General features: G+C 35.9%; 17 protein-coding genes. 14 read left to right on the top strand and 3 right to left on the bottom strand.

Annotated elements, in window-relative coordinates; all coding sequences use genetic code 11:
- Positions 1-74 precede the first annotated feature (74 nt).
- From QMO11_RS20625 to gltX, 9 genes are all read left to right on the top strand, one after another.
- Positions 75-1697, top strand: coding sequence for a hypothetical protein (locus QMO11_RS20625; RefSeq protein ID WP_282039759.1), 1623 nt, complete (start codon positions 75-77; stop codon positions 1695-1697).
- A gap of 100 nt (positions 1698-1797) precedes the next feature.
- Positions 1798-3192, top strand: a complete 1395-nt coding sequence (locus QMO11_RS20630) for a sugar transferase (protein WP_282039761.1) — start codon at positions 1798-1800, stop codon at positions 3190-3192.
- Between the two features lie 27 nt (positions 3193-3219).
- Complete coding sequence (locus QMO11_RS20635) at positions 3220-4032, top strand: DUF4296 domain-containing protein (RefSeq protein ID WP_282039762.1); 813 nt, start codon at positions 3220-3222, stop codon at positions 4030-4032.
- On the top strand, positions 4001-4522 hold the full coding sequence (locus QMO11_RS20640; protein WP_282039763.1) for a hypothetical protein: 522 nt from the start codon (positions 4001-4003) through the stop codon (positions 4520-4522). Before QMO11_RS20635 ends, QMO11_RS20640 begins: the two co-directional genes overlap by 32 nt.
- A gap of 4 nt (positions 4523-4526) precedes the next feature.
- The gene (cysQ, locus tag QMO11_RS20645) at positions 4527-5381 is read left to right on the top strand and encodes a 3'(2'),5'-bisphosphate nucleotidase CysQ (RefSeq protein WP_282039765.1); all 855 of its coding nucleotides are present in this window, start codon (positions 4527-4529) and stop codon (positions 5379-5381) included.
- A gap of 158 nt (positions 5382-5539) precedes the next feature.
- Complete coding sequence (locus QMO11_RS20650) at positions 5540-6715, top strand: phosphoglycerate kinase (RefSeq protein WP_282039767.1); 1176 nt, start codon at positions 5540-5542, stop codon at positions 6713-6715.
- Between the two features lie 97 nt (positions 6716-6812).
- Positions 6813-8036 (top strand): 3-deoxy-D-manno-octulosonic acid transferase, encoded by a 1224-nt coding sequence (locus QMO11_RS20655; protein ID WP_282039768.1) that lies wholly within the window; start codon positions 6813-6815, stop codon positions 8034-8036.
- A gap of 402 nt (positions 8037-8438) precedes the next feature.
- A complete protein-coding gene (locus QMO11_RS20660) occupies positions 8439-11000 on the top strand; it encodes an adenosylcobalamin-dependent ribonucleoside-diphosphate reductase (protein ID WP_282039770.1) in 2562 nt (853 codons plus the stop codon).
- A gap of 132 nt (positions 11001-11132) precedes the next feature.
- Positions 11133-12653 (top strand): glutamate--tRNA ligase, encoded by a 1521-nt coding sequence (gene gltX / locus QMO11_RS20665; protein WP_282039771.1) that lies wholly within the window; start codon positions 11133-11135, stop codon positions 12651-12653.
- 140 nt (positions 12654-12793) lie between these two features.
- On the opposite strand, the gene QMO11_RS20670 is transcribed toward gltX, so the two are convergent.
- Entirely contained in the window at positions 12794-13675 is an 882-nt protein-coding gene (locus QMO11_RS20670) for a family 16 glycosylhydrolase (protein WP_282039772.1), read from the bottom strand.
- Positions 13676-13995: 320 nt separating this feature from the next.
- Positions 13996-15030 (bottom strand): acyltransferase family protein, encoded by a 1035-nt coding sequence (locus QMO11_RS20675; RefSeq protein WP_282039773.1) that lies wholly within the window; start codon positions 15028-15030, stop codon positions 13996-13998.
- A gap of 161 nt (positions 15031-15191) precedes the next feature.
- On the opposite strand from QMO11_RS20675, the gene QMO11_RS20680 reads away from it, so the two are divergent.
- From QMO11_RS20680 to QMO11_RS20700, 5 genes are all read left to right on the top strand, one after another.
- Positions 15192-16055: an AraC family transcriptional regulator gene (locus QMO11_RS20680; protein ID WP_282039774.1), complete on the top strand. Its 864-nt coding sequence runs from the start codon at positions 15192-15194 to the stop codon at positions 16053-16055.
- A 516-nt stretch (positions 16056-16571) separates the two neighbouring features.
- Entirely contained in the window at positions 16572-17432 is an 861-nt protein-coding gene (locus QMO11_RS20685; protein ID WP_282039776.1) for a nuclear transport factor 2 family protein, read from the top strand.
- A 173-nt stretch (positions 17433-17605) separates the two neighbouring features.
- Entirely contained in the window at positions 17606-17902 is a 297-nt protein-coding gene (locus tag QMO11_RS20690) for a hypothetical protein (protein WP_075603517.1), read from the top strand.
- Between the two features lie 108 nt (positions 17903-18010).
- Positions 18011-18868, top strand: coding sequence for a protein-ADP-ribose hydrolase (locus tag QMO11_RS20695; RefSeq protein WP_282039777.1), 858 nt, complete (start codon positions 18011-18013; stop codon positions 18866-18868).
- Positions 18865-19716 (top strand): SIR2 family NAD-dependent protein deacylase, encoded by an 852-nt coding sequence (locus tag QMO11_RS20700; protein ID WP_282039778.1) that lies wholly within the window; start codon positions 18865-18867, stop codon positions 19714-19716. Before QMO11_RS20695 ends, QMO11_RS20700 begins: the two co-directional genes overlap by 4 nt.
- Positions 19717-19985: 269 nt before the next feature.
- Here QMO11_RS20700 and QMO11_RS20705 read toward each other — a convergent pair whose 3' ends face one another.
- Positions 19986-20831, bottom strand: coding sequence for a hypothetical protein (locus QMO11_RS20705; protein ID WP_282039779.1), 846 nt, complete (start codon positions 20829-20831; stop codon positions 19986-19988).
- Positions 20832-21248: the final 417 nt, after the last annotated feature.

Here is a 21248-nt window from a genome sequence, read left to right on the forward strand (position 1 = left end):
CTTATGCTAATATCTTGATGTATGGTTATTTTAAAACTTTTTCAGAAACCAATTTTAATAATGTTATGAAGATAATGAGGTGTTTATTTGCAGTTGGCCTAATTTTTATATTTCCTCTCGTAAATTCTCAAGATAAGTTAGATGTTAATATTAATACATTCGGACTAGTTAGCTCTAATGATCAAATTGTTCCACACTATCAGCATGTAAATAACTGGGGTATCGTTTCTTCATTGGATCAGTCAAACTTTTTTCTACAAGCAGGCTTGTCTTATCAAATTCTTGATAATAGAAATATTAGTTTAAAAACCGGTATTTCTGTTGTCGGAAAAGATAAGGTTGATGATAGTTTTCTTCAAGAAATATTTATTAGTGGGAAAGCATTTAATTTTCTAAATTTCTCTCTAGGTAAAGAAGCCTACTCTCCTGTTGCATATGATGATCGAATTACTGTAGGTAGTTTTCTTTATAATAGCAATGCAAGACCTGTTCCTAAGTTGACTGTAGGTATATATGAATATCTACCATTAGGATTTACAAATGATTGGTTTGCAATTCGAGGAGGTATCTCAGAGGGTGTATTAAATGATGATAGAACGTCAAATGGTAAAGGTAATAGCGCTGACAACGTGCTATTGCATGAGAAATGGGCTTACGGCCGTTTTGGTAAAGGAAAAATACAACCATATGCAGGAATCGTTCATAGTGCCTTACATGGAGGTGTCAGAGCGGATGGGACAAAAATACCCGTAGATTATTGGGCAACTTTTTTTGCCTCAGGTTCAGAAACTTTAGGAGGGGGAGAAGCTACGAATGCTGCAGGTGCTCATGAAGGTTTTTGGGATTTCGGGATTTACACTAATGTTGGTAAACATGGTGTACAAGCATATTTGCAAAAGCCTTTTGCGGATGGCTCAGGAATGAATTTTTGGCGATTTAATAATAAAGATTTTAAAATCGGTGTTATAGCTGATGTTAAGGATATTAAGTGGCTTAATAAATTTAGTATAGAATTTATTAGGACTGATCATCAGTCAGGGCAAGGAACTCCCGATCCTTATTATCCAGTCTCTTATAATGGGCATAATCAGGGAGCTATTATTTGGGATGATGATATTAATGATGATTATGATCGTTTTATGCATGAGGTTTTTGATCAAACTTCTACAGGTTGGCAAAAGGACCAAGTTTGGGAACATATAAGAAACGAAACCAATAATGGACATAAATTCGGAGGACGTGATGACTACAATAATAATGGTGTTTATTATAATAGTTGGACTTATCATGGACAGAATATAGGGAATCCTTTGTATCATACTTATCATATGGCTAGTGCTTATAACCCAGAAGAAGAATGGAAAAATAGCAGAGTTTTTATGAATACCAGAGTTCGTGCAGTTCACCTTGGACTAGAAGGGAATATAACTCCTGATTTGAGCTATCTTTTTAAAACAACAATTACAAATAATTTTGGCTCTTATAGTGAAGAGTATGTTACAAGAGAAAGTTGGAAGGAAGTTGATAATTACTACTACAAAGGTGGTAAAACACAAGTATATTCTTTTTTAGAATTAAACTATATGCCAAAAAAGTTGGATAAGCTTCAGTTTTCTAGTTCTATAGCTTATGACGGTGGACAATTATATAATAGTTTTGGTTGGTCTTTAGGTTTAAAGTATAAGCCTTTTAATTAAGTGTTTTTGATATTTTCTTAAACGAAAATGGTATCATCGGTTAATTTTATATCTTTGTACGCTGTTAAAATTTGATCAATAATACCATAAACTTAAATAGATGCTGAGACAAAAAGAATCAGTAGTAAATAATTTTCTTGCAATCATAGAAGTATTAATCGGATGGGTATCTTTTAACTTATCCTTATTTTTATACTTTGGTCATTTTTCCTTTCTTAGATATAAAGATTCTGTTATACTGCATCTCATTATAGCATTTGTTTGGTTTACATTAGGTAAGTATTTTAGATTAGCACAGATACATAGATCTCGGCCATACTCAGCTATTTTTTTTAATTGTGTAAGTCTTGTCGGCATTGGTGTTGGTATTCTTGGTTTAGCTGTTCTTGGCTTTGATTTATACTATGTGGGTATTGATCCTTTAATATATTTTGCTGGTGTAAATTTGCTGTTAATGTTCAGTTTTAAAGTTTTGATATATTCATTCTTTAAAAGGGCGCGATTACATGGACGTAACTCACGGTCTATAATTATTATGGGTGATCATTCTGCCAGTTCTTTTATTGATCAAGTGATAAAATATAAAGAATGGGGCTACAAGATTACAGCTATCATAGGAGATGAAAAATTAAAGGAAAAATATGGCAATCAATTTACATGGTTGTCTATGGATAGCGATATCGATCAGATTCTTGAGCAAAAAACCATCGATGAGTTAATTTTGATTGAAGATGGTATGAATGTTGAGGCCATCGAACGACTAATTTTCTCATGTTCCGAAGTTGGTGTAACATTTAGAATGTACTCTCCTCTTTTTAATAAATTAAAAAGTAAAGCGCATATACATCATTATAGCACCATGCCTTTATTAACAATTGCAAATACTCCTATGGATTATTTGGCAATGCGAATTAAGGCTGTAGCTGATTTTATGACTTCATTTACTATTATAATTTTGGCCTCACCTGTATTTGTAATTATTTCTTTGTTGATAATGTTTACTTCTAAAGGGCCTGTGTTTTTTAAGCAAAAAAGGGTTGGCTTACGAGGTCGTAAATTTTATGCTTATAAGTTTAGAACAATGGTAACCAATGCCGAGGAGCTTAAGAAAAAGCTTATGGAGGATAATGAAATGGACGGTCCTGTTTTTAAGATGAAAAATGATCCAAGGATTACGAGTATTGGTAAGTTTCTTCGTAAAACAAGTTTAGATGAGTTACCTCAATTTTTCAATGTTTTATTAGGTGACATGTCCATTGTAGGTCCGCGTCCACCAGTACCGCAGGAGGTAAAAGAATACGAACGTTGGCAACTGCGTAGGTTATCTATGAAACCTGGTATCACTTGTACGTGGCAGGTTTCAGGTCGTAATAATATTTCCTTTGAGGAGTGGATGAAAATGGATTTGGATTATATTGATAATTGGTCTCTTAAATTAGACTTTGTAATCTTTCTAAAAACCATTCGTACAATGGTGAGAGCTGATGGGCATTAATAGCATTATACTTTGTCTTCTATGCATATGAAATATTTAATAATTCTTTTGGCAATAGCTACTTGCTTGGTCTCTTGTATTCAAGATAGACTACCTAAGGGGTTCCCCGATGAAGAAGAGTTTGCTGAAATACTTGCTGATGTTCATTTATCAGAGGCGACTATTAGTCAGTTACGTTTGAATAATAAAGATATTGACTCTAAGGCTTCGGCTTATTACCAAGGTGTATTGGAGAAGCATAATCTTACAGAAGAATTATTTGATACCATAACTTCATGGTATTTATCACATCCTCAGATTTATCAAGAAGTTTATGAAAGTGTTCTTTCAAAATTAGGGCATAAAGAGGCCGAATGGCAACAGATAGTTAAGGATCAAAAAGCGAAAGAAGAGTCTATTCGCAAAGAGAAAGAGCGTAGAAATATCTGGAAACTTGATAAGAAATTTAGTATTAATGATAAGGATACTATTGATCGAAGAATTCCTTTTGAATTTGATGTTGATACTATTGATGCAGACTCTTATCGATTAAGTGCCTTTTATCAGTTCCTAAAAGGGAACTTAGCCGATAGTGTAAAGTTAGAATTAATTGCCATGTATAAGGATAGTAGTTTTGATACATTACAATATCACCTGCCATCTACTTATAATAATACAAAAGCTGAGTTATTTGTTGGTAAGGAGGGTAATGATACAATTGTGAAAATATCGGGATACCTTTTGAATCATGATACAACAGAGTTGATAAAAGCTCGTGTTAAGCAAATTGAATTAGAATTTATTCCACCCGTTGATACACTTCTATTGAATGAGGAAAATAGCATCTCATTATTACCTTAGACCAGACAATAGTATTGGTAAATTTCCGGTTATCACCTTTGATACCTCTGGAAGAATTATTGAGGTTCGTGAGCGTGTTCAATTTTCTGAAGAACCCTTTATGGAGCACGTAAATGGTTTAGTTGTTCCTAAACTAATTTCATCGGTATCCTCCTCTTTCTTTTTGCAAGATATAGAGGAGCAATTATTGAGATTAAGACAATTTGTGAAAGCGGGTAATATCTCTGTAAAATGCGACCTTAATAATATTTCTGAACTAAATGAGTTGATTAAAGCTTTACCGCGATTGACCAGTTTTTCTGAGTTAAATGCGGAAGATTATAATGCGTATGCTGATTTAATTTCTTCCGAATCGATATTAGACTTTTTTAATAGGAATAATTTTGGCGCAATATCAGAAGGTAATTCGCCAGGCCTTCTTGCTATTTCAGGTGTTGGTAAGGAACCTTTTAGGTGGAACTCTAAAAGTAAGATGAAAATAATAATATAACAATATGAGTGATTTATTAAATAAGGCCATTGAGGCTACCGTTAATGCGGGTAAAGCAATAATGGAAATTTATAGAAGTGGTGATTTTGGTGTTGAGATTAAAGGCGATAATTCACCTCTAACCCTTGCTGATAAAGCTGCTCATAATATTATTGTTGAGGCTTTAACTTCAACTCAAATTCCAATATTAAGCGAAGAGGGTAAGCATGATTCTTATGAATCGAGAAAAGATTGGGATAAATTATGGGTTGTCGACCCTATTGATGGCACAAAAGAATTCATAAAAAAAACGGGTGAGTTTACCGTAAATATTGCCTTGGTTGAGAATAACTATCCTGTCTTAGGAGTTGTGTTTGTGCCGGCTAAGGGTGAATTATATTATGGGTCATTAGAAGAAGGGGCCTTTAAAGTAATTCTATCAGGTAACTGGGAAAATGAAAATTGTTCGAGTTTTCTAAATCAGGAGAAGGTTAAACTTCCATCTCGTGCCAATAATGTTAGCCTACAAGTTATGGCAAGCGTAAGTCATCTCTCAAAAGAAACTGAAGAGTTTGTTGATCTATTAAAAAATGAATATGGGTCAATTGATTTCTTATCAGTTGGGAGCTCATTAAAAATTTGTAAAGTAGCAGAAGGTGTTGCAGATATATATCCGCGTCTTGGGCCTACTATGGAATGGGATACGGCCGCAGGTCAGGCAGTAGCTGAAGCTGCGGGTGCTCGTTTTATTAATTGGAAATCGGAATTGCGTTTTGATTATAACCGAGCAAATTTGTTAAACGACTGGTTTGTTGTATATGGACCAAAAATTAAGGATGAAACTTTAAAAGTGTTAATTGATCAATTTAAGCTGGGTTAATTAACTTTTGTTAGTGCTTTCTAAAAGCTAATTTATATCATTTTTAAACTTAGTTTGGTTATATTTGCGCAACAAGTGATAAATGGTGTTTATGAGTTAAGGTATAGCACCATACTGAATTGAATTTTATTTTATAATAACCATATAATTTTATTAACATGCCTGCAATTGAAACTTATAATTTCTCAGGAAAAAAGGCGATTATCCGTGTGGATTTTAACGTGCCGTTAAACGATAAATTCGAGATTACTGATGACACTCGTATTTTAGCAGCTCTTCCAACTATCAAAAAAGTATTAGCTGACGGTGGTGCTGTAATCTTAATGTCTCACCTTGGTCGTCCAAAGGGAGAAGTACAAGAAAAATTCTCATTAAAGCACGTGGTAGCACATTTATCTGCTAAATTAGGTGTTGATGTAAAAATGGCTCCTGACTGTGTTGGTGCTGAGGTTAAGGCTATGGCTGATGATCTTAAAATGGGAGAAGTAATGTTATTAGAAAACTTACGTTTCCACAATGCTGAGACTAAAGGCGAAGAGGAATTCTCTAAGCAACTTTCAGAATTAGCTGATGTATATGTAAACGATGCTTTTGGTACAGCTCACCGTGCTCACGCTTCTACTACTATTATCGCTAAATATTTCGACGAAAAAATGGCAGGTTACCTGTTAGATAAAGAAATCAAATTTTTAGGTGATACTGTTTCTAATCCAGAGCGTCCTTTTGTTGCTATCGTAGGTGGTGCTAAAGTTTCTGGTAAATTAGAGGTATTAAAATCATTAATCGAAAAAGTAGATACTATCCTTATTGGTGGTGGTATGGCTTATACATTCTTAAAAGCTCAAGGTCACGGAATTGGTGGTTCTTTAGTTGAGGATGATTTAATTGATACTGCAAAACAAATTTTAGTTGATGCTAAAGCTAAAGGAGTTAACTTTATGTTACCTACAGATAACTTAGCTGCTGACAAATTTGCTGATGATGCAGATATTCAAGTTGTAGGTGTTGAAATTCCAGAAGGAAGAATGGCACTTGATGTTGGTCCTGATACAGTAAAAGCATATTCTGCAGAAATTGCAGGTGCTAAAACTATTGTTTGGAATGGCCCAATGGGATGTTTTGAAATGCCTAACTTCTCAAAAGGAACATTTGGTGTTTGTGAAGCTGTTGCTGCTTCTGCTGCAACTTCTATTATTGGTGGTGGTGATTCTGTTGCTGCTGTTAACCAAAGTGGATTAGCTGACAAAATGAGCCATATTTCAACAGGTGGTGGTGCTTCTTTAGAGTACTTAGAAGGAAAAGTTCTTCCAGGTGTTGAAGCTGTAACTAAGTAATTTTATTACTATCATATTATAAAGCTCTGCATTAGCAGGGCTTTTTTTATGCTCAAATATTTACCTTTGCGAAAATTATAATCTAGTTTAATAAGATATGTTGCTCATCTATAATTTAGGAATTCAGTTTTTCGGTTTTGTATTGCGTGTTTTGGCACCATTTAAAGATAAGGCTAACAAGCTTCATCATGGTAGAAAAGAAACTATGAAGGCAATAGAGAGCCTCAACCTTAATGAAAAAACCATTTGGATTCATTGTGCATCATTAGGAGAATTTGAGCAAGGAAGGCCTATTATGGAGGCAATCAAACAGAAGGATGCATCCCAGAAAATAGTACTTACCTTTTTTTCGCCCTCGGGTTATGAGGTGCAGAAAGACTACGAGTATGCTGATTATGTTTTTTATTTGCCTGCAGATAAACCAAAGTTGGTTAAGCGTTTTATTTCAGCCATTAATCCTCGAAAAGTTGTCTTTGTTAAATATGAGTTTTGGTATCATTATCTTAAAACACTGTCAAATCTTAATATTGAGATTTACTCTGTATCTTCAATATTTCGCCCGGAACATATCTTCTTTAAGTGGTACGGAGGTTTTAATCGAAAGATGTTGACTTTTTTTACAAAACTTTACGTGCAAGACCAGCAATCAGAGAATTTATTACAGTCTATTAGTATAAGTAATGTTGAAGTTGCAGGAGATACGCGTTTTGATCGTGTATACGAAATATCTAAAAATGCAAAGACTTACGAATTGGTCAAAGAGTTTACAAGTGATTGCAAGGTGATCATTGGTGGTAGTTCATGGCCTGCAGGCGAAAAGTTATTAATAAACTATATCCATAATAATCCAAATGTAAAGCTACTGTTGGCGCCTCACGAAATTCATGAAGATCATATTGCTCAAATTGAGTCGCAGCTAAATGTTCCAAGTATACGCTATACCAAGGCTGAGGGAGTTGACTTGTCAAAGATTCAGGTTTTGATTGTGGATACAATGGGTATGCTTTCCTCAATGTATCAATACGGAACCATCGCATATATTGGAGGAGGTTTTGGCAGTGGTATTCATAATACAATTGAAGCAAGTACCTTTGGGTTACCTGTTTTGTTTGGGCCAAAATATAAAAAGTATCAAGAGGCGTGTGATCTGATTGAATTAAAAGGAGCTTTCTGTATTAACAACCAATCAGAGTTTGATGCGAACGTAAATACCCTACTCAATGATAGTGTTGTTTTAAACAGTGCTCAAGATGCCTCAAAAGATTACGTTACTAAAATGCGTGGTGCAACTCAGGCAATTCTATCAAAACTTTTAGAGTAGACCGTTAGTCGTAAATCTTCTTTTTTATAGATAATTATTGAGATGTGTTTATTACTTTTCCATATTTTGGAAGGCAAAATCTTGTTATAGGAAATTAACCATTTTTGGGTCTTATTTATAAAAAAATCACCATACACTCTCTATTTATATATTCCAATAGTTGGAAGTTATTTGTTGATAACTGTTGATAAAAAATACTTTTTGGACAACTTTATAGTTTTTTGAAAAACATAAAGGGTTGTGTAGTAGGTTTTAAGCTTGTTTTTTTGGACAACTTTGCGTTGTGTTTAAAAGTTATCCTTGCCAAAAATAGTTCCCTTCATTACATTTACAACATACAAAATAGCAACAGCCAATTTTTATAATCACAACAAAATAAGATACTTAATAAATTTCGATACTATGGCAGTTTCACAAATCGGCAAAAAAAACGATGAAAAAACATCTCTCTACACAAATGATGATGCATTCGAAGCAGCATTAAAATATTTTGAAGGTGACGAGCTAGCAGCACGTGTTTGGGTTAACAAATACGCACTGAAAGATTCAGATGGTAATATCTACGAATTAGATCCTAATATGATGCACCGTCGTTTAGCTTCTGAAATTGCTAGAGTCGAAAAGAAGTATGCTAATCCAATGTCGGAAGATGAGTTGTTTGAATTGTTTGATCGATTTAAATACATAGTTCCTCAAGGTGGACCAATGGCAGGGATTGGAAATCAATTTCAAATTGGATCGCTATCTAACTGTTTTGTAATTGGTAATGATGGAAAATCTGACTCTTACGGAGGTATTATGAAAATTGACCAAGAGCAGGTTCAGTTAATGAAACGTAGAGGTGGAGTAGGGCATGATTTGTCACATATTCGTCCGAAAGGTTCTCCTGTTAAGAATTCGGCCTTAACTTCTACAGGTATTGTACCTTTTATGGAGCGTTACTCAAACTCTACTCGTGAGGTTGCACAAGACGGTCGTAGAGGTGCATTAATGTTAAGTGTATCAGTTAAGCATCCTGATTCAGAGTCGTTTATTGATGCTAAGTTAGAGCAGGGCAAGATTACAGGAGCCAATGTATCTGTAAAAATAGATGATGGATTTATGCAATCTGTTGTTGATGGTACGCCTTATGGTCAACAATATCCAATAGATTCTAAAAATCCAAAATATACAAAAGAGGTTGATGCAAGTTCATTGTGGAATAAAATTGTTCATAATGCATGGAAATCAGCTGAACCAGGTATCTTATTTTGGGATACTATTATACGTGAGTCGGTACCTGATTCGTATGCAGATTTAGGTTACGGAACAGTATCAACTAACCCATGTGGTGAAATTCCATTATGTCCATATGATAGCTGTCGGTTAATTGCAGTTAACTTATATTCGTATGTTAACGACCCATTTACAGATAAGGCTAAATTCGACTTTGAGAAATTCAAAAAACATGTGGGTTATGCCCAACGTATCATGGATGATATTATCGATCTTGAATTAGAAAAGATTGATGCTATTATTGCAAAAATAGACGAAGATCCTGAGTCTGAAGAGGTAAAGGCTGTTGAAAAGAATCTATGGATTAACATTCGTACTAAAGCGGAAGAAGGACGTCGTACAGGAGTTGGTATCACTGCAGAAGGTGATATGTTAGCTGCTTTAGGATTACGCTATGGTAGTGATGATGCTGTTGATTTTTCTATTCAAGTACATAAAGAATTAGCTCTTGCTGCATATCGCTCATCAGTGAGTATGGCTAAAGAGCGTGGTGCATTCCCAATTTTTGATGCTAAAAAAGAAGCACAAAATCCTTTCATCAACCGCTTGTTCGAGGCTGATCATCAGTTGGCAAAAGATATGAAAACTTATGGCCGTAGAAATATTGCCTTATTAACTATTGCCCCTACCGGAACTACTAGTTTAATGACACAAACCTCTTCAGGTATTGAGCCGGTGTTTATGCCAGTTTACAAGCGTCGTCGTAAGGTAAATCCTAATGATGCTGAAGTTCGCGTTGATTTTATTGATGAGGTTGGCGATAGTTGGGAAGAATATGTTGTATTCCATCATAAGTTTGTTACTTGGATGGAAGCAAAAGGGTATTCAACAACTAAAAATTACACGCAAGAAGAGTTAGATGTTCTTATTGCAGAATCTCCATATTATAAGGCTACTTCTAACGATGTAGATTGGTTGAATAAAGTACGTATGCAAGGAGGTGTACAAAAGTGGGTGGATCACTCAATTAGTGTAACCATTAACTTACCTGCTGATGCTACTGAAGAGTTGGTGGGTAACCTTTATGTTGAAGCTTGGAAAAGCGGATGTAAGGGTGTTACTGTTTATCGTGATGGTTCTCGTGCTGGAGTTTTAGTAGCTGATACTAAAAAGGAGGAAGAGAAAGAAGAGAAGATGACGATTATGAAAAAACGTCCTATTGAGCTTGAAGCAGATGTAGTTCGTTTCCAAAATAATAAAGAAAAGTGGATTGCTTTTGTAGGATTAATTGATGGAAATCCTTACGAGATATTTACTGGTTTAGCTGATGATGAGGATGGTATCTTATTACCAAAATCAGTTCAGAACGGTACAATCATTAAGAGTAGAGATGAGGATGGAACATCACGTTACGATTTCCAATTTCAAAACAAGCGTGGTTATAAAACAACCATTGAAGGTTTAAGTCATAAGTTTGATAAGGAATTCTGGAACTACGCCAAATTAATTTCAGGAGTTCTTCGTCACGGAATGCCAATTCCAGATGCCATTAACTTAGTTTCAGGTCTTCAGTTAGATAGTGAGTCTATCAATACCTGGAAGAATGGTGTTGAGCGCGCACTTAAAAAATATATTCCAGACGGAACAAAAGCTAAAAAAGGAACTTGTGAAAACTGTAAATCAGAAAACTTAACTTATCAAGAAGGTTGTTTGATTTGTCACGATTGTGGTTCATCTAAATGTGGATAATTTAGATATCTAAAATATAATAAAGTAAGCGGATTGGTTTTTAACCTTTCCGCTTTTTTGTTTTATACCAACTCTTATCAATACACCTTTGTAGTATCTGTTTTTCAATTATCTTTGCAAAAAAAATAAGATATGACTGACAGAAAGGTAAGAGTTCGTTTTGCCCCAAGTCCAACAGGACCATTACATATAGGTGGCGTTCGTACAGCGTTATTCAATTATTTATTTGCCAAAAAGCATGGTGGCGATTTCATTCTTCGTATCGAAGATACCGATCAAACCCGATTTGTTGAAGGAGCAGAAGCATACATCAACGAATCTCTTGGGTGGTTGGGTATGACTATCGATGAGGGTGTGGCACAAGGTGGCGAGTATGGCCCATATAAGCAATCGGAGCGCAAAGAAATTTACCTTTCTTATACCGATCAATTAATTAACGACGGTTGGGCGTATTACGCCTTCGATACAGCTGAAGAGTTAGACGCTTTACGCGAAAAGGCCGAAGCTGAAAAAAGTAAGTTTTCGTACGACATGCACACGCGTAAAGACCTACGCAACTCACTATCGCTATCAGCCGACGAGGTTAAGCAATTAATTGCCGACGGAACACCTTATGTGGTTCGTTTTAAAATGCCCGAGGATACCGAAGTTAAAGCAACAGATTTAATTCGTGGTGAAGTAAGATTCAACACCTCAATTCTCGATGATAAGGTAATCTTTAAGTCAGATGGTTTACCAACCTATCACTTGGCCAATGTGGTCGACGATTACCAAATGAAAATATCGCACGTTATACGTGGTGAAGAGTGGTTACCATCAATGCCACTGCACGTAATGTTATATAAAGCTTTAGGATGGGAGAACGAGCGCCCCGAATTTGCGCACCTGCCATTAATTTTAAAGCCTACCGGAAAAGGAAAACTAAGCAAGCGTGATGGCGATAAAGCAGGTTTCCCAGTGTTCCCAATCGAGTGGCGTCCTGAAGGTGGCGAAGTAGCCTCAGGTTACCGCGAGTCGGGTTATTTGCCCGATGCCGTTGTAAATCTATTATCGCTATTGGGTTGGAACGATGGTACCGAGAAAGAAATTTTCACCATGGACGAGTTAATACAAGCCTTCTCTTTGGAGCGTGTTAATAAGTCAGGCGCACGTTTTGATCCCGAAAAAGCCAAGTGGTTCAATCACCAATATTTGGTATCAAAATCCGACGAGGAGATCTATACTTTATTTGAGCCGATATTGGCCGAAAAAAGTGTATCAGCCGATAAAGCTTTGGTGATCCAAGCCATTGCATTGGTAAAAGAGCGTGCTACTTTTGTGGCCGATTTATGGGAGCAAACCTTCTTCTTTTTCCAAGCGCCGGTTGAGTACGATGCCAAAGTGGTAAAAAAACGTTGGAAAGGCGATGTGCCAGCTTTTATGACAGAATTACCAACCGTACTTGAGCAAGTATCTGATTGGAATGCCGATGCCATTAAAGAAGCCATTGCAGCGCAAATCGAAGCCAAAGGCCTAGGTTTTGGGTTGGTGATGAATGCCTTCCGTTTGGCCTTAGTAGGTGGTGGTTTCGGTCCTGATTTAATGACCATTGCTGAACTTATTGGTAAAGAAGAAACCATTGCACGCATCAACAGCGCAGTGGCCAACATCTAAAAATACTAAGAGTACAATAAAATATATAAGCCTTGAAGAATTCGTTCTCCAAGGCTTATTGTTTTATGATGTAATATCAATTCTATTTTTATGTAGAATTAGTATAATGCTCTTAAATAAGTTGCTGCCTAAGCCTGGTTTTACTTATCTTCTAGTTTCCATGATCTCACCCAGTCATAGTATGTTGTGCGATCTTGGAGGTTAAAGTCCATTCCACCACCTTCGGGTACCGGATTCCAATCGTAAGTTTCTACCACCATTCTAAGATGCATTTCTAGGTCAAAATCGGCAGGAGGTGCTGTAGTACCAAGCAATTCTCCATCTTGGAAAAAAAGAATCTCACTTTTACTTTTCCACCAAACCGCATAAACATGGAAATCGTCTGTTACCAATCCATTTTTCAAGTTACCTTTTACAGGCGCAGTTCCTTTTTTGTAGTCACAACCTTCCGGAATATTTCGGCTGTGGTTGTTAGCGTTCATTCTCTCGTTAAATCCTTGTAGCCATTTTCCTTTTCCGGTTATGGTTCCAACACACTCTTGTATATCCAGCTCCGTAGTTCGTTTATCGCAACCTTTTTTGCCTCTTGCACTATTAATAAGCCAAAAAGTTGAAGACATAAATGTTTTGTTGGCTTTCATTCTAGCCTCAAAATAGCCATACGTAGTCCCTGCTCTTGAGCCCACATAGGCTCCACCGTGGGTATAAGTTTTATTGTTTTTAACAACAGAGTCTTTGAGTAAACAGGTTTCTGCATGAAGTAGTCCGTCTTTAAGCTTAATATTTTCAGCTAAGAAGAGACCGGGAGGGCGTCCAATCCATCCTTGTCCGGAGATTTGCCATTTTTTTTCATCAATTTCATCACCATTAAACTCATCCGACATTTCTTCAATAAGTACCCATCTTTTGTCTTTGGGTTTTGGATCTTCACCTCGTTTAAAGGTGGGTTTTTTTTGTGCAAAGCAAATTGCTACACTGCACATTAAAACTAGTGTTGATAGGGTTTTTAATTTTGTCATCATTAAAAATAATAATTATAGTAAACGATGTAAATATAGATTTAATATATATGGTACGCTAACCTTGGTTTTAATAAAGCAGGGGGGAGTGTAAGTAAAATACATGGGTAAAAACTGTAGCAAACCGCTATAAACACAATTTATACTTGCAGAGGAAATATTTATTAATAATGTGATTATGGTGTGCCCCTCGTGAAAAACTCGGGTCGCGCTTTCCGCTATATCTTTGTTTCGCCAAAGGGGGCTCACAAAGGATGCCGCTGCAATCGCTTACATAACAATGCTGTTAGATAACCTTAAAGATTTAAGTTCTCATACTTAGGTTATTGGTATACTTCGTTAATGTTTTTATCAGTAGAGGTGTCTTTCTCTTTTGCTTTAGGAGGGGTGAAAAGGAAACTTAATCGTTTTGTAAAACCAAGTTTATACAATAGGAATGGGATAAAAACTCCAAATAATGTACCAATGAATAGATGAACGTGTAAATTATCTAATTTGAATATTTTTAATAGAATCACTCTGGTACCACTACCAACAAGTATATGTAGGATATATATTACAAGCGATTGTTGGCCAAGTTCTTTTAGGAAATTTATATTCATGAATCTCTTATTGGAGATTTGAATTATGAGAATGCTGCCACTGATTGCTAATATTAATTGATTAATTATAGAAGATTCTTTTAAATTAAATAACAATATCTCTAAGACTATAAATATGATGCTATTAATAATTAAAAGGGTTCTATTTTCAATTAGTTTATAAAATTTTGGTCTATTTGTACTTAAGACTATTCCTATGTTAAAAAACAATATGTTGCCAGTGATTTGATCTGCAAATTCTAGATTAAGAGGAATAATTATCAAAAGGATAGATAAGATAGATGATACTAATAGATATAAATTTTTATGCCGTTTTGTTAAGAACAATGTTATTGTCATAATTGCAAATAATGCAAGTAAAAACCAAAATTGTGATCTAGGTAGAAAAAAAGTATATACATCAATAATATCAACAGTTCCGTTAATTAAATTGGATAGAATATACTGAATGCATATTTGCAAAAAGCTCCAAATCAAGTAAGGGTATAATATCGTATCAAGTTTTGATAAGAAAATTCTTTTTTTCGGTTTACTAATGCTTTTTTGAAAAAGAAAACCTGAAATCAGAAAAAATAATGGCATGTGAAATGCATAAATAGCATTATCAAACTTCTCAAATAGTTTAAACTCAATTCCTGATGAATTAATGCCCCGTGCAACATGTCCATAAACGACTAGTATTATACCTAACCCTTTTGCTATATCAAGGGTGTCGAATCTCAGTTTACCTTCTGGGATGGAATTAATGTTATTCATAGTATAGGTGATTAGGGTTACTAGGTATTATAAGATACCTATTTAACTTAAGTTGATGCAAATATATAAATTTAACTTAATGTCCTAGCTATTCTATTATAAATTCTATCTGTATACATTATTTATCTTGTTTTTCTACCTTTATCTATAAATACAGAACAATGGACGACATCATAAAAAGATATCACTTTAAAGAAGGCCTCAATCACGAATTCGAGATTCTGGATTTAGAAGAAATTCTTTCTCGCAAAAAGGAAATGATGACTGTTGCGCATCGTGCACAGTTTTACCATATTTTATGGATTGAGAAGGGAAGTGGTACACATTACGTTGATTTTAGTCCGGTTGAAGTGGAAGATAATACCGTAATATTTGTAGCCCAAAATAGTGTTAATAAGTACGACATTAACTGTAACTACCAAGGCAAGTGTATTATTTTTACCAATACCTTCTTTTGTAAAAACCATCACGATTTGCAATATCTAAACACCAGTATGCTGTTTAGCGATTTGTATCAAACCGCACGGTTTAAAATTAGTATGCAAGCAGCAGGGTTAAAAGCCTTGGTAAATGCCATTGAAACCGAGTTTATCAAAGAGCCCGATAGTGCGCAGAATATGATATTGCATAATCTATTGCATGTATTTTTGCTCATCTCTGAACGCGAAATGCGCAAGCAAGGATTTAAAGAACTAGCCCCAAGTGCCAATCTCGATTATGTGGTTTTGTTTAAAGATCTGTTAGAACAAAACTTTAGGCAGGAGAAGTCCGTTCATTATTATGCCTCGGAGTTAAGCCTATCCGATAAGCAGCTAAACAAGGCATGTAGCGCTTTACTTGCCAAAACCCCAAAGCAAATTATTGATGAGCGAGTAGTGCTCGAAGCCAAGCGATTATTGGTGCATAGTAATCAGGCCATAAAGGAAATTGCTTATGAGCTAGGTTATGATGAACCCACCAACTTTATAAAGTATTTCAGAAAACATGCTAATGCTACACCTTCAGAGTTTAGAGAAAATAACTAATAGAAATCAAGAATTGAAAAAGTTTATTTAGAGCGCCTTGTTTTGTTGGCCTCATTTTTAAATGACTTTTGTTTGTGTTAAAACTTTAGTAAGACTGGGAAGCTGAGAGCTTTGCTCGAAGATCGCCCAGCCGCACTTAAGTTTTAGCATAATAAAAAAGATATTTAAAAAGCAGCCTTGATGTTTTTTCCCTGCCTACCGGCAGGTAGGCTTAGTTTTTGTCATCAAGAACAAAAAGTAAGTCAGGGTTTAAGGGATGAAATCCCTTAGTGCTTATTAACAAATCACAACTTTGGATTCAAATTTTATAATTACTAATCAAAAGCAGCATCATTTACCTAATGGTTCTGCTTTTTTTTTGTGCTAATATTCTTACATCTCACGTCATTCATCCCCAAAAATCAGCCCTTGGCGCAAATCTATCATTTAAGGGCTCAAACTTACCTTTATCGCCTTTGCTTATTGCCGCATCTTTGTAATGTAAATAATTGATAACTCAAATTAAAACAATTGATCATGAAAACATTAACAGTAGCATTAAGCATTTTAGTACTGGCATTCTCATCGCTAAGCGCAATAAATAATAACAATAAAAAATCTAAACAAATGGAAATTTCAAACAAAGAAAAAGTAGTAGCATTAATAAAAAGTATAGAAACAGGCGATCCTTCGGCAGCTGCCTATATTAACCCCAATAAATACATACAGCATAACCAAGGCGTAGCAGATGGTTTAGCCGGATTTGGCGCCGTTCTTCATGCCTTGCCCGAAGGTAGTGCCAGAGCCAATACCGTTCGTGTTTTCGAAGATGGCGACTATGTAATTGCACATACCGAGTATAACTTTTTTGGACCCAAAATAGGTATCGATATATTTCGTTTCGAGGACGGTTTAATTGTTGAACATTGGGATAATTTGCAAGAAATAGCTCAAGAAACAGCATCGGGCCGTACCCAAACTGATGGAACAACAAAAGTAGTTGACCTTGATAAAACAGCGGCCAATAAAGAATTGGTAAGCAAGCTGATAAAAGATGTTTTCTTTGGAGCCAATCCTGATAAAATTACCGAGTATATTTCAACAGAACAGTATTTGCAACATAACCCTGGGATTAAAGATGGACTAGCAGGTTTAGGCGAAGGACTACAATCGCTAGCCGAAGCAGGCATGCCAATGGTGTTCGAAAAAAATCATTTCATTTTAGGCGAAGGAAACTTTGTACTATCTGTTTCTGAAGGAATATTTATGAAAGAGAAAGTAGCCTTTTACGATTTATTCAGAATAGAAGACGGAAAAGTAGTAGAGCATTGGGATACCATTCAAAAAATTGTACCCGATTCAGAAGCTAAAAATACCAACGGTAAGTTTAACTTCTAATATTGCGAATACATAAGAACTGATCTCGCACAAGTTAGCGAGGTCGGTTTTTCTATATTTTAAAATGTTTTCATCAATTGCTTATGATTCTCCTTGTCATTATATTACTCATAATTCTTGTGTCATATTTCGCAACGCACAATCAAAGCAGATACATAAAGCTAGGACGGTTTGTGGGAAGTAAGCAGCAGGTAATTGGGCATCATAATTATTATATTGAGGAAGTTAAATTTAAAAGTTCGCACGAATCGTTACATAATTTCTATCAAATAGTTTATGATATTGCCAAGTACAACAAAGTACTAGAGGTAAAATACGATTTATACGATTGGACCCACGCCATTTATCGCTTTGAGGATGCTACAATTGGTTTAAGTAACTTACGAAGTTTATCAAAAGTACGATTGGTTAAAAGTGAAATCCCACTTTCCATCGACGAATTTGAATTAGATAATCCAGGCTTAAAATAATGCTCATATGAAACGAACATGTAAATTTAATTATCCAAATTACACACAAGAGGATGATTAAATTTATTTGAGAGTTCCATGTGACTATTGAAAAATAAATTTGAACACATGAAACAAGCACTTACAATTAGCGATTACGCAAATCAAATACATCTGCATTCGCCCTATATTGCATCAACGCCAAGTGGTAAAAGCAAAGAAGCCCTGCTTAATTCTTTATTGTTAACATTAGGCCTTGAGAGTGCCCATAGCTATGCCGATAAACGACGAGCGCTACATGCTAAATTAAATACACTGCATCCACAAGTTTTAGATGCGCAGAATATTGAAACACTCAATCAGTTACTTCAGTTAGAGCTTAACGAAAAGCAAGTAATCAGTGCGGATTCTACAGCCATATTAAATAATATTAAGGGCACAGCACTTAGTGTTTGGCAGGGCGATATTACCACTATAGCTACCGATGCTATTGTAAACGCTGCCAATAGTCAAATGCTAGGTTGTTTTAGTCCTTTGCATGCCTGTATCGATAATGCCATACATAGTGCAGCGGGTGTTCAATTGCGCGATGATTGTAATACTATTATGCAGCTTCAGGGTTTCGATGAGCCAACAGGAGCCGTAAAAGTTACGCGTGCCTATAATTTACCTTCAAAATTTGTATTACACACCGTAGGACCTATAGCCAACGGCAATGCAAGTCCTCAGCACCGCTCAGCACTTGCCAAAGCTTACGAAAGTTGTTTGCAAGCATGTGCTGAAATGCCGCAGATAAACAGTATTGCTTTTTGCGGCATATCAACCGGAGTATTTGGTTTTCCCGCTCATATTGCTGCACAAATAGCAGTAAATACAGTTAGTCAGTGGCTTCATAAACATCCCAACACCATAAATAAAGTGGTATTTAATGTTTATTCCCATGTCGATAATGAATTGTATAAACCTTTAGTAGCCAACGCAAAATGATAGATAAACAAATAATTGAGCAAAGCATAGCTTGTATTAAAGCGGCCGATAAAATTATTATAGGCGCAGGATCTGGCCTATCAACAGCCGCCGGATTAAATTATGGAGGAAAGCGTTTTCAAGATAATTTTGCCGATTTCATCAGTAAATATCCCTTAAGTGATATGTACTCCGCAGCTTTTTACCCCTTCGCTACACCCGAAGAACGATGGGCATACTTTTCGCGTCATATTCTAATAAATCGTTTCAATGCTCCGGTTGGTCAGCCTTATAAAGACCTACTAGAAGTGGTGCAACACAAAGATTATTTTGTGCTAACCACCAATGTAGATGCGCAATTTCAAAGAGCAGGATTCAATACCAGCAAGCTATTTGCCACGCAAGGCGATTATGGCATGTTTCAGTGTTCCAAGCCCTGCAACAATACCTTGTACCACAACCATAAAATGGTAAACGATATGGCAGCGCAGCAAAGCAACTGTAAAATACCCAGTGCGCTCATACCAATCTGCCCCAATTGTGGCGAAGCCCTAGAGCCTCACCTTCGCAAAGATCAGTACTTTGTAGAAAACGACGATTGGCATACGGCCAACAATAACTACATCAATTATGTACGACAAATAAAGCAAGAAAAGGTAGTATTTCTTGAGCTCGGCGTAGGTTTTAATACACCATCAATAATCCGTTGGCCCTTTGAGCAATTATCAAAGCAGCTCACAAACGCATGTCTCATCCGCGTAAATATGGACGATGTGCAAGCCAACTACCAAATATCCGACCAGAGCATTCTGTGCCAAGGCGATATTGCCGAATTTATCACCGGCATAAAACAAGGAATCCTCCAATAAATAAATGGTTTCATTATTATAATTATGGTGTGCCCCTCGTTAATAACCATGTAAGTAACTCTCATCCATGGTTAACGCGGGTCGCACTTTCCGCTATATCTTTGTTTCGCCATAATGGGCTCACAAAGGATGCCGCTGCAATTGCTCACACTCCGTCTGCAAGCTTATGCTTTTATTGCACCTATTGCAAATTGGCGCGAGCGTGGTAAGTTGTGCAGAGTGCTTTGTAACCATCTCCAAGGCACCTGTATGGGAATTATTCTAATTACTTAAAAGCACCAACCAAACCTAATGCCCATAGTAAGCGCTAGCGGAAATTCATCAACAGCACCAATAAATGCTTTATGAAGTCCATGTTCAGTATCGTCATTACCAAAGCCATAACCAAAGCCAATAAAGGTATCCACCACAAAGCCGTTGTCAATTACCCACTGCTTACCAAAGTTTAATAATATAGCAAACATTAGGTTTGTTTCTGTGGGTGTACTGCTATTGTAATTATACCCACCTCCATAACTATCGTAACCACCATTATAATCGTAATAATAGTAGTACTCATCAAATTGGTAGTACGAAATGGCTATTTCAGGCCTAATATAAGCACCCTTTAACAGATGTGCATATCTTTGACCGCGTAAATAATAATCGGGGCTTTTAATAAACTTGTAGCCTATTTTTGCAAATACACCCTGGTCGTTAGTATCATCCATATCGTAGCCAACACCTATTATTCCTATTGCAGCCTCAATACTTCTACCCGGAGCTAAACTGCGTTCATAGCTAAAGTTTAAACTATTAAATAAAGGAGATAGGAAATTGACCTTTAGAAGGTTTTTATTATTCTCGATGTATTTTTCAGGGTCGTTAATGGCTTTGGTAAAAGTTAATTCTTTACCATTTTCTAATAAAATTTTGCTTACATCAGCTTTGTCAATCCCAAATAATATGGTTTCACTTACATCTGGGTTCGTGTATTTAATTTCGAGGTCGCCAATTTCTTTTACAATGCCAAATATTGAATCATTATTGGTTTTTATTAAAAGATCTTGAGCATTAATTTGGCTAGCGGATAGCATAACTATTAAGCATAAACTTAGCTTTTGCAGTAGTGACATAGAATAAGGTTTATTTGTTTAGGTTATAATATTTAGTTGTGAGACAATTATAAGAATGGTCACACGTATTGGTTTATTCTTTAGAATAAATATTTCTGCAATACGATTACAAATCAGCGCGAATGGGGAGGGTAGGGTTAACCATTTTAAACATCAATTTTATTAAGTAAATACCCCGCTAGGTATTTGGCGTAGAAAAAAAGCAGGCACACCTTCAGATGTTGTTGTAATTGCTCACACAAGAATAGATGGTATAAATTATTTAGTGACGATGAAACTTGAACTATTGCGAAACATCAATTCTTTAAATTCAGATAAGATTACCTATATGACCTATTCTGTTTATTCTAATATAAAAAACCACGTCCTCTGGGCGTGGTCAGAGTCATTGGGCTCCGCCTTAAAATGACTCATAGC

Source organism: Saccharicrinis aurantiacus (assembly GCF_947489045.1).
GTDB lineage: Bacteria > Bacteroidota > Bacteroidia > Bacteroidales > Marinilabiliaceae > Saccharicrinis > Saccharicrinis aurantiacus.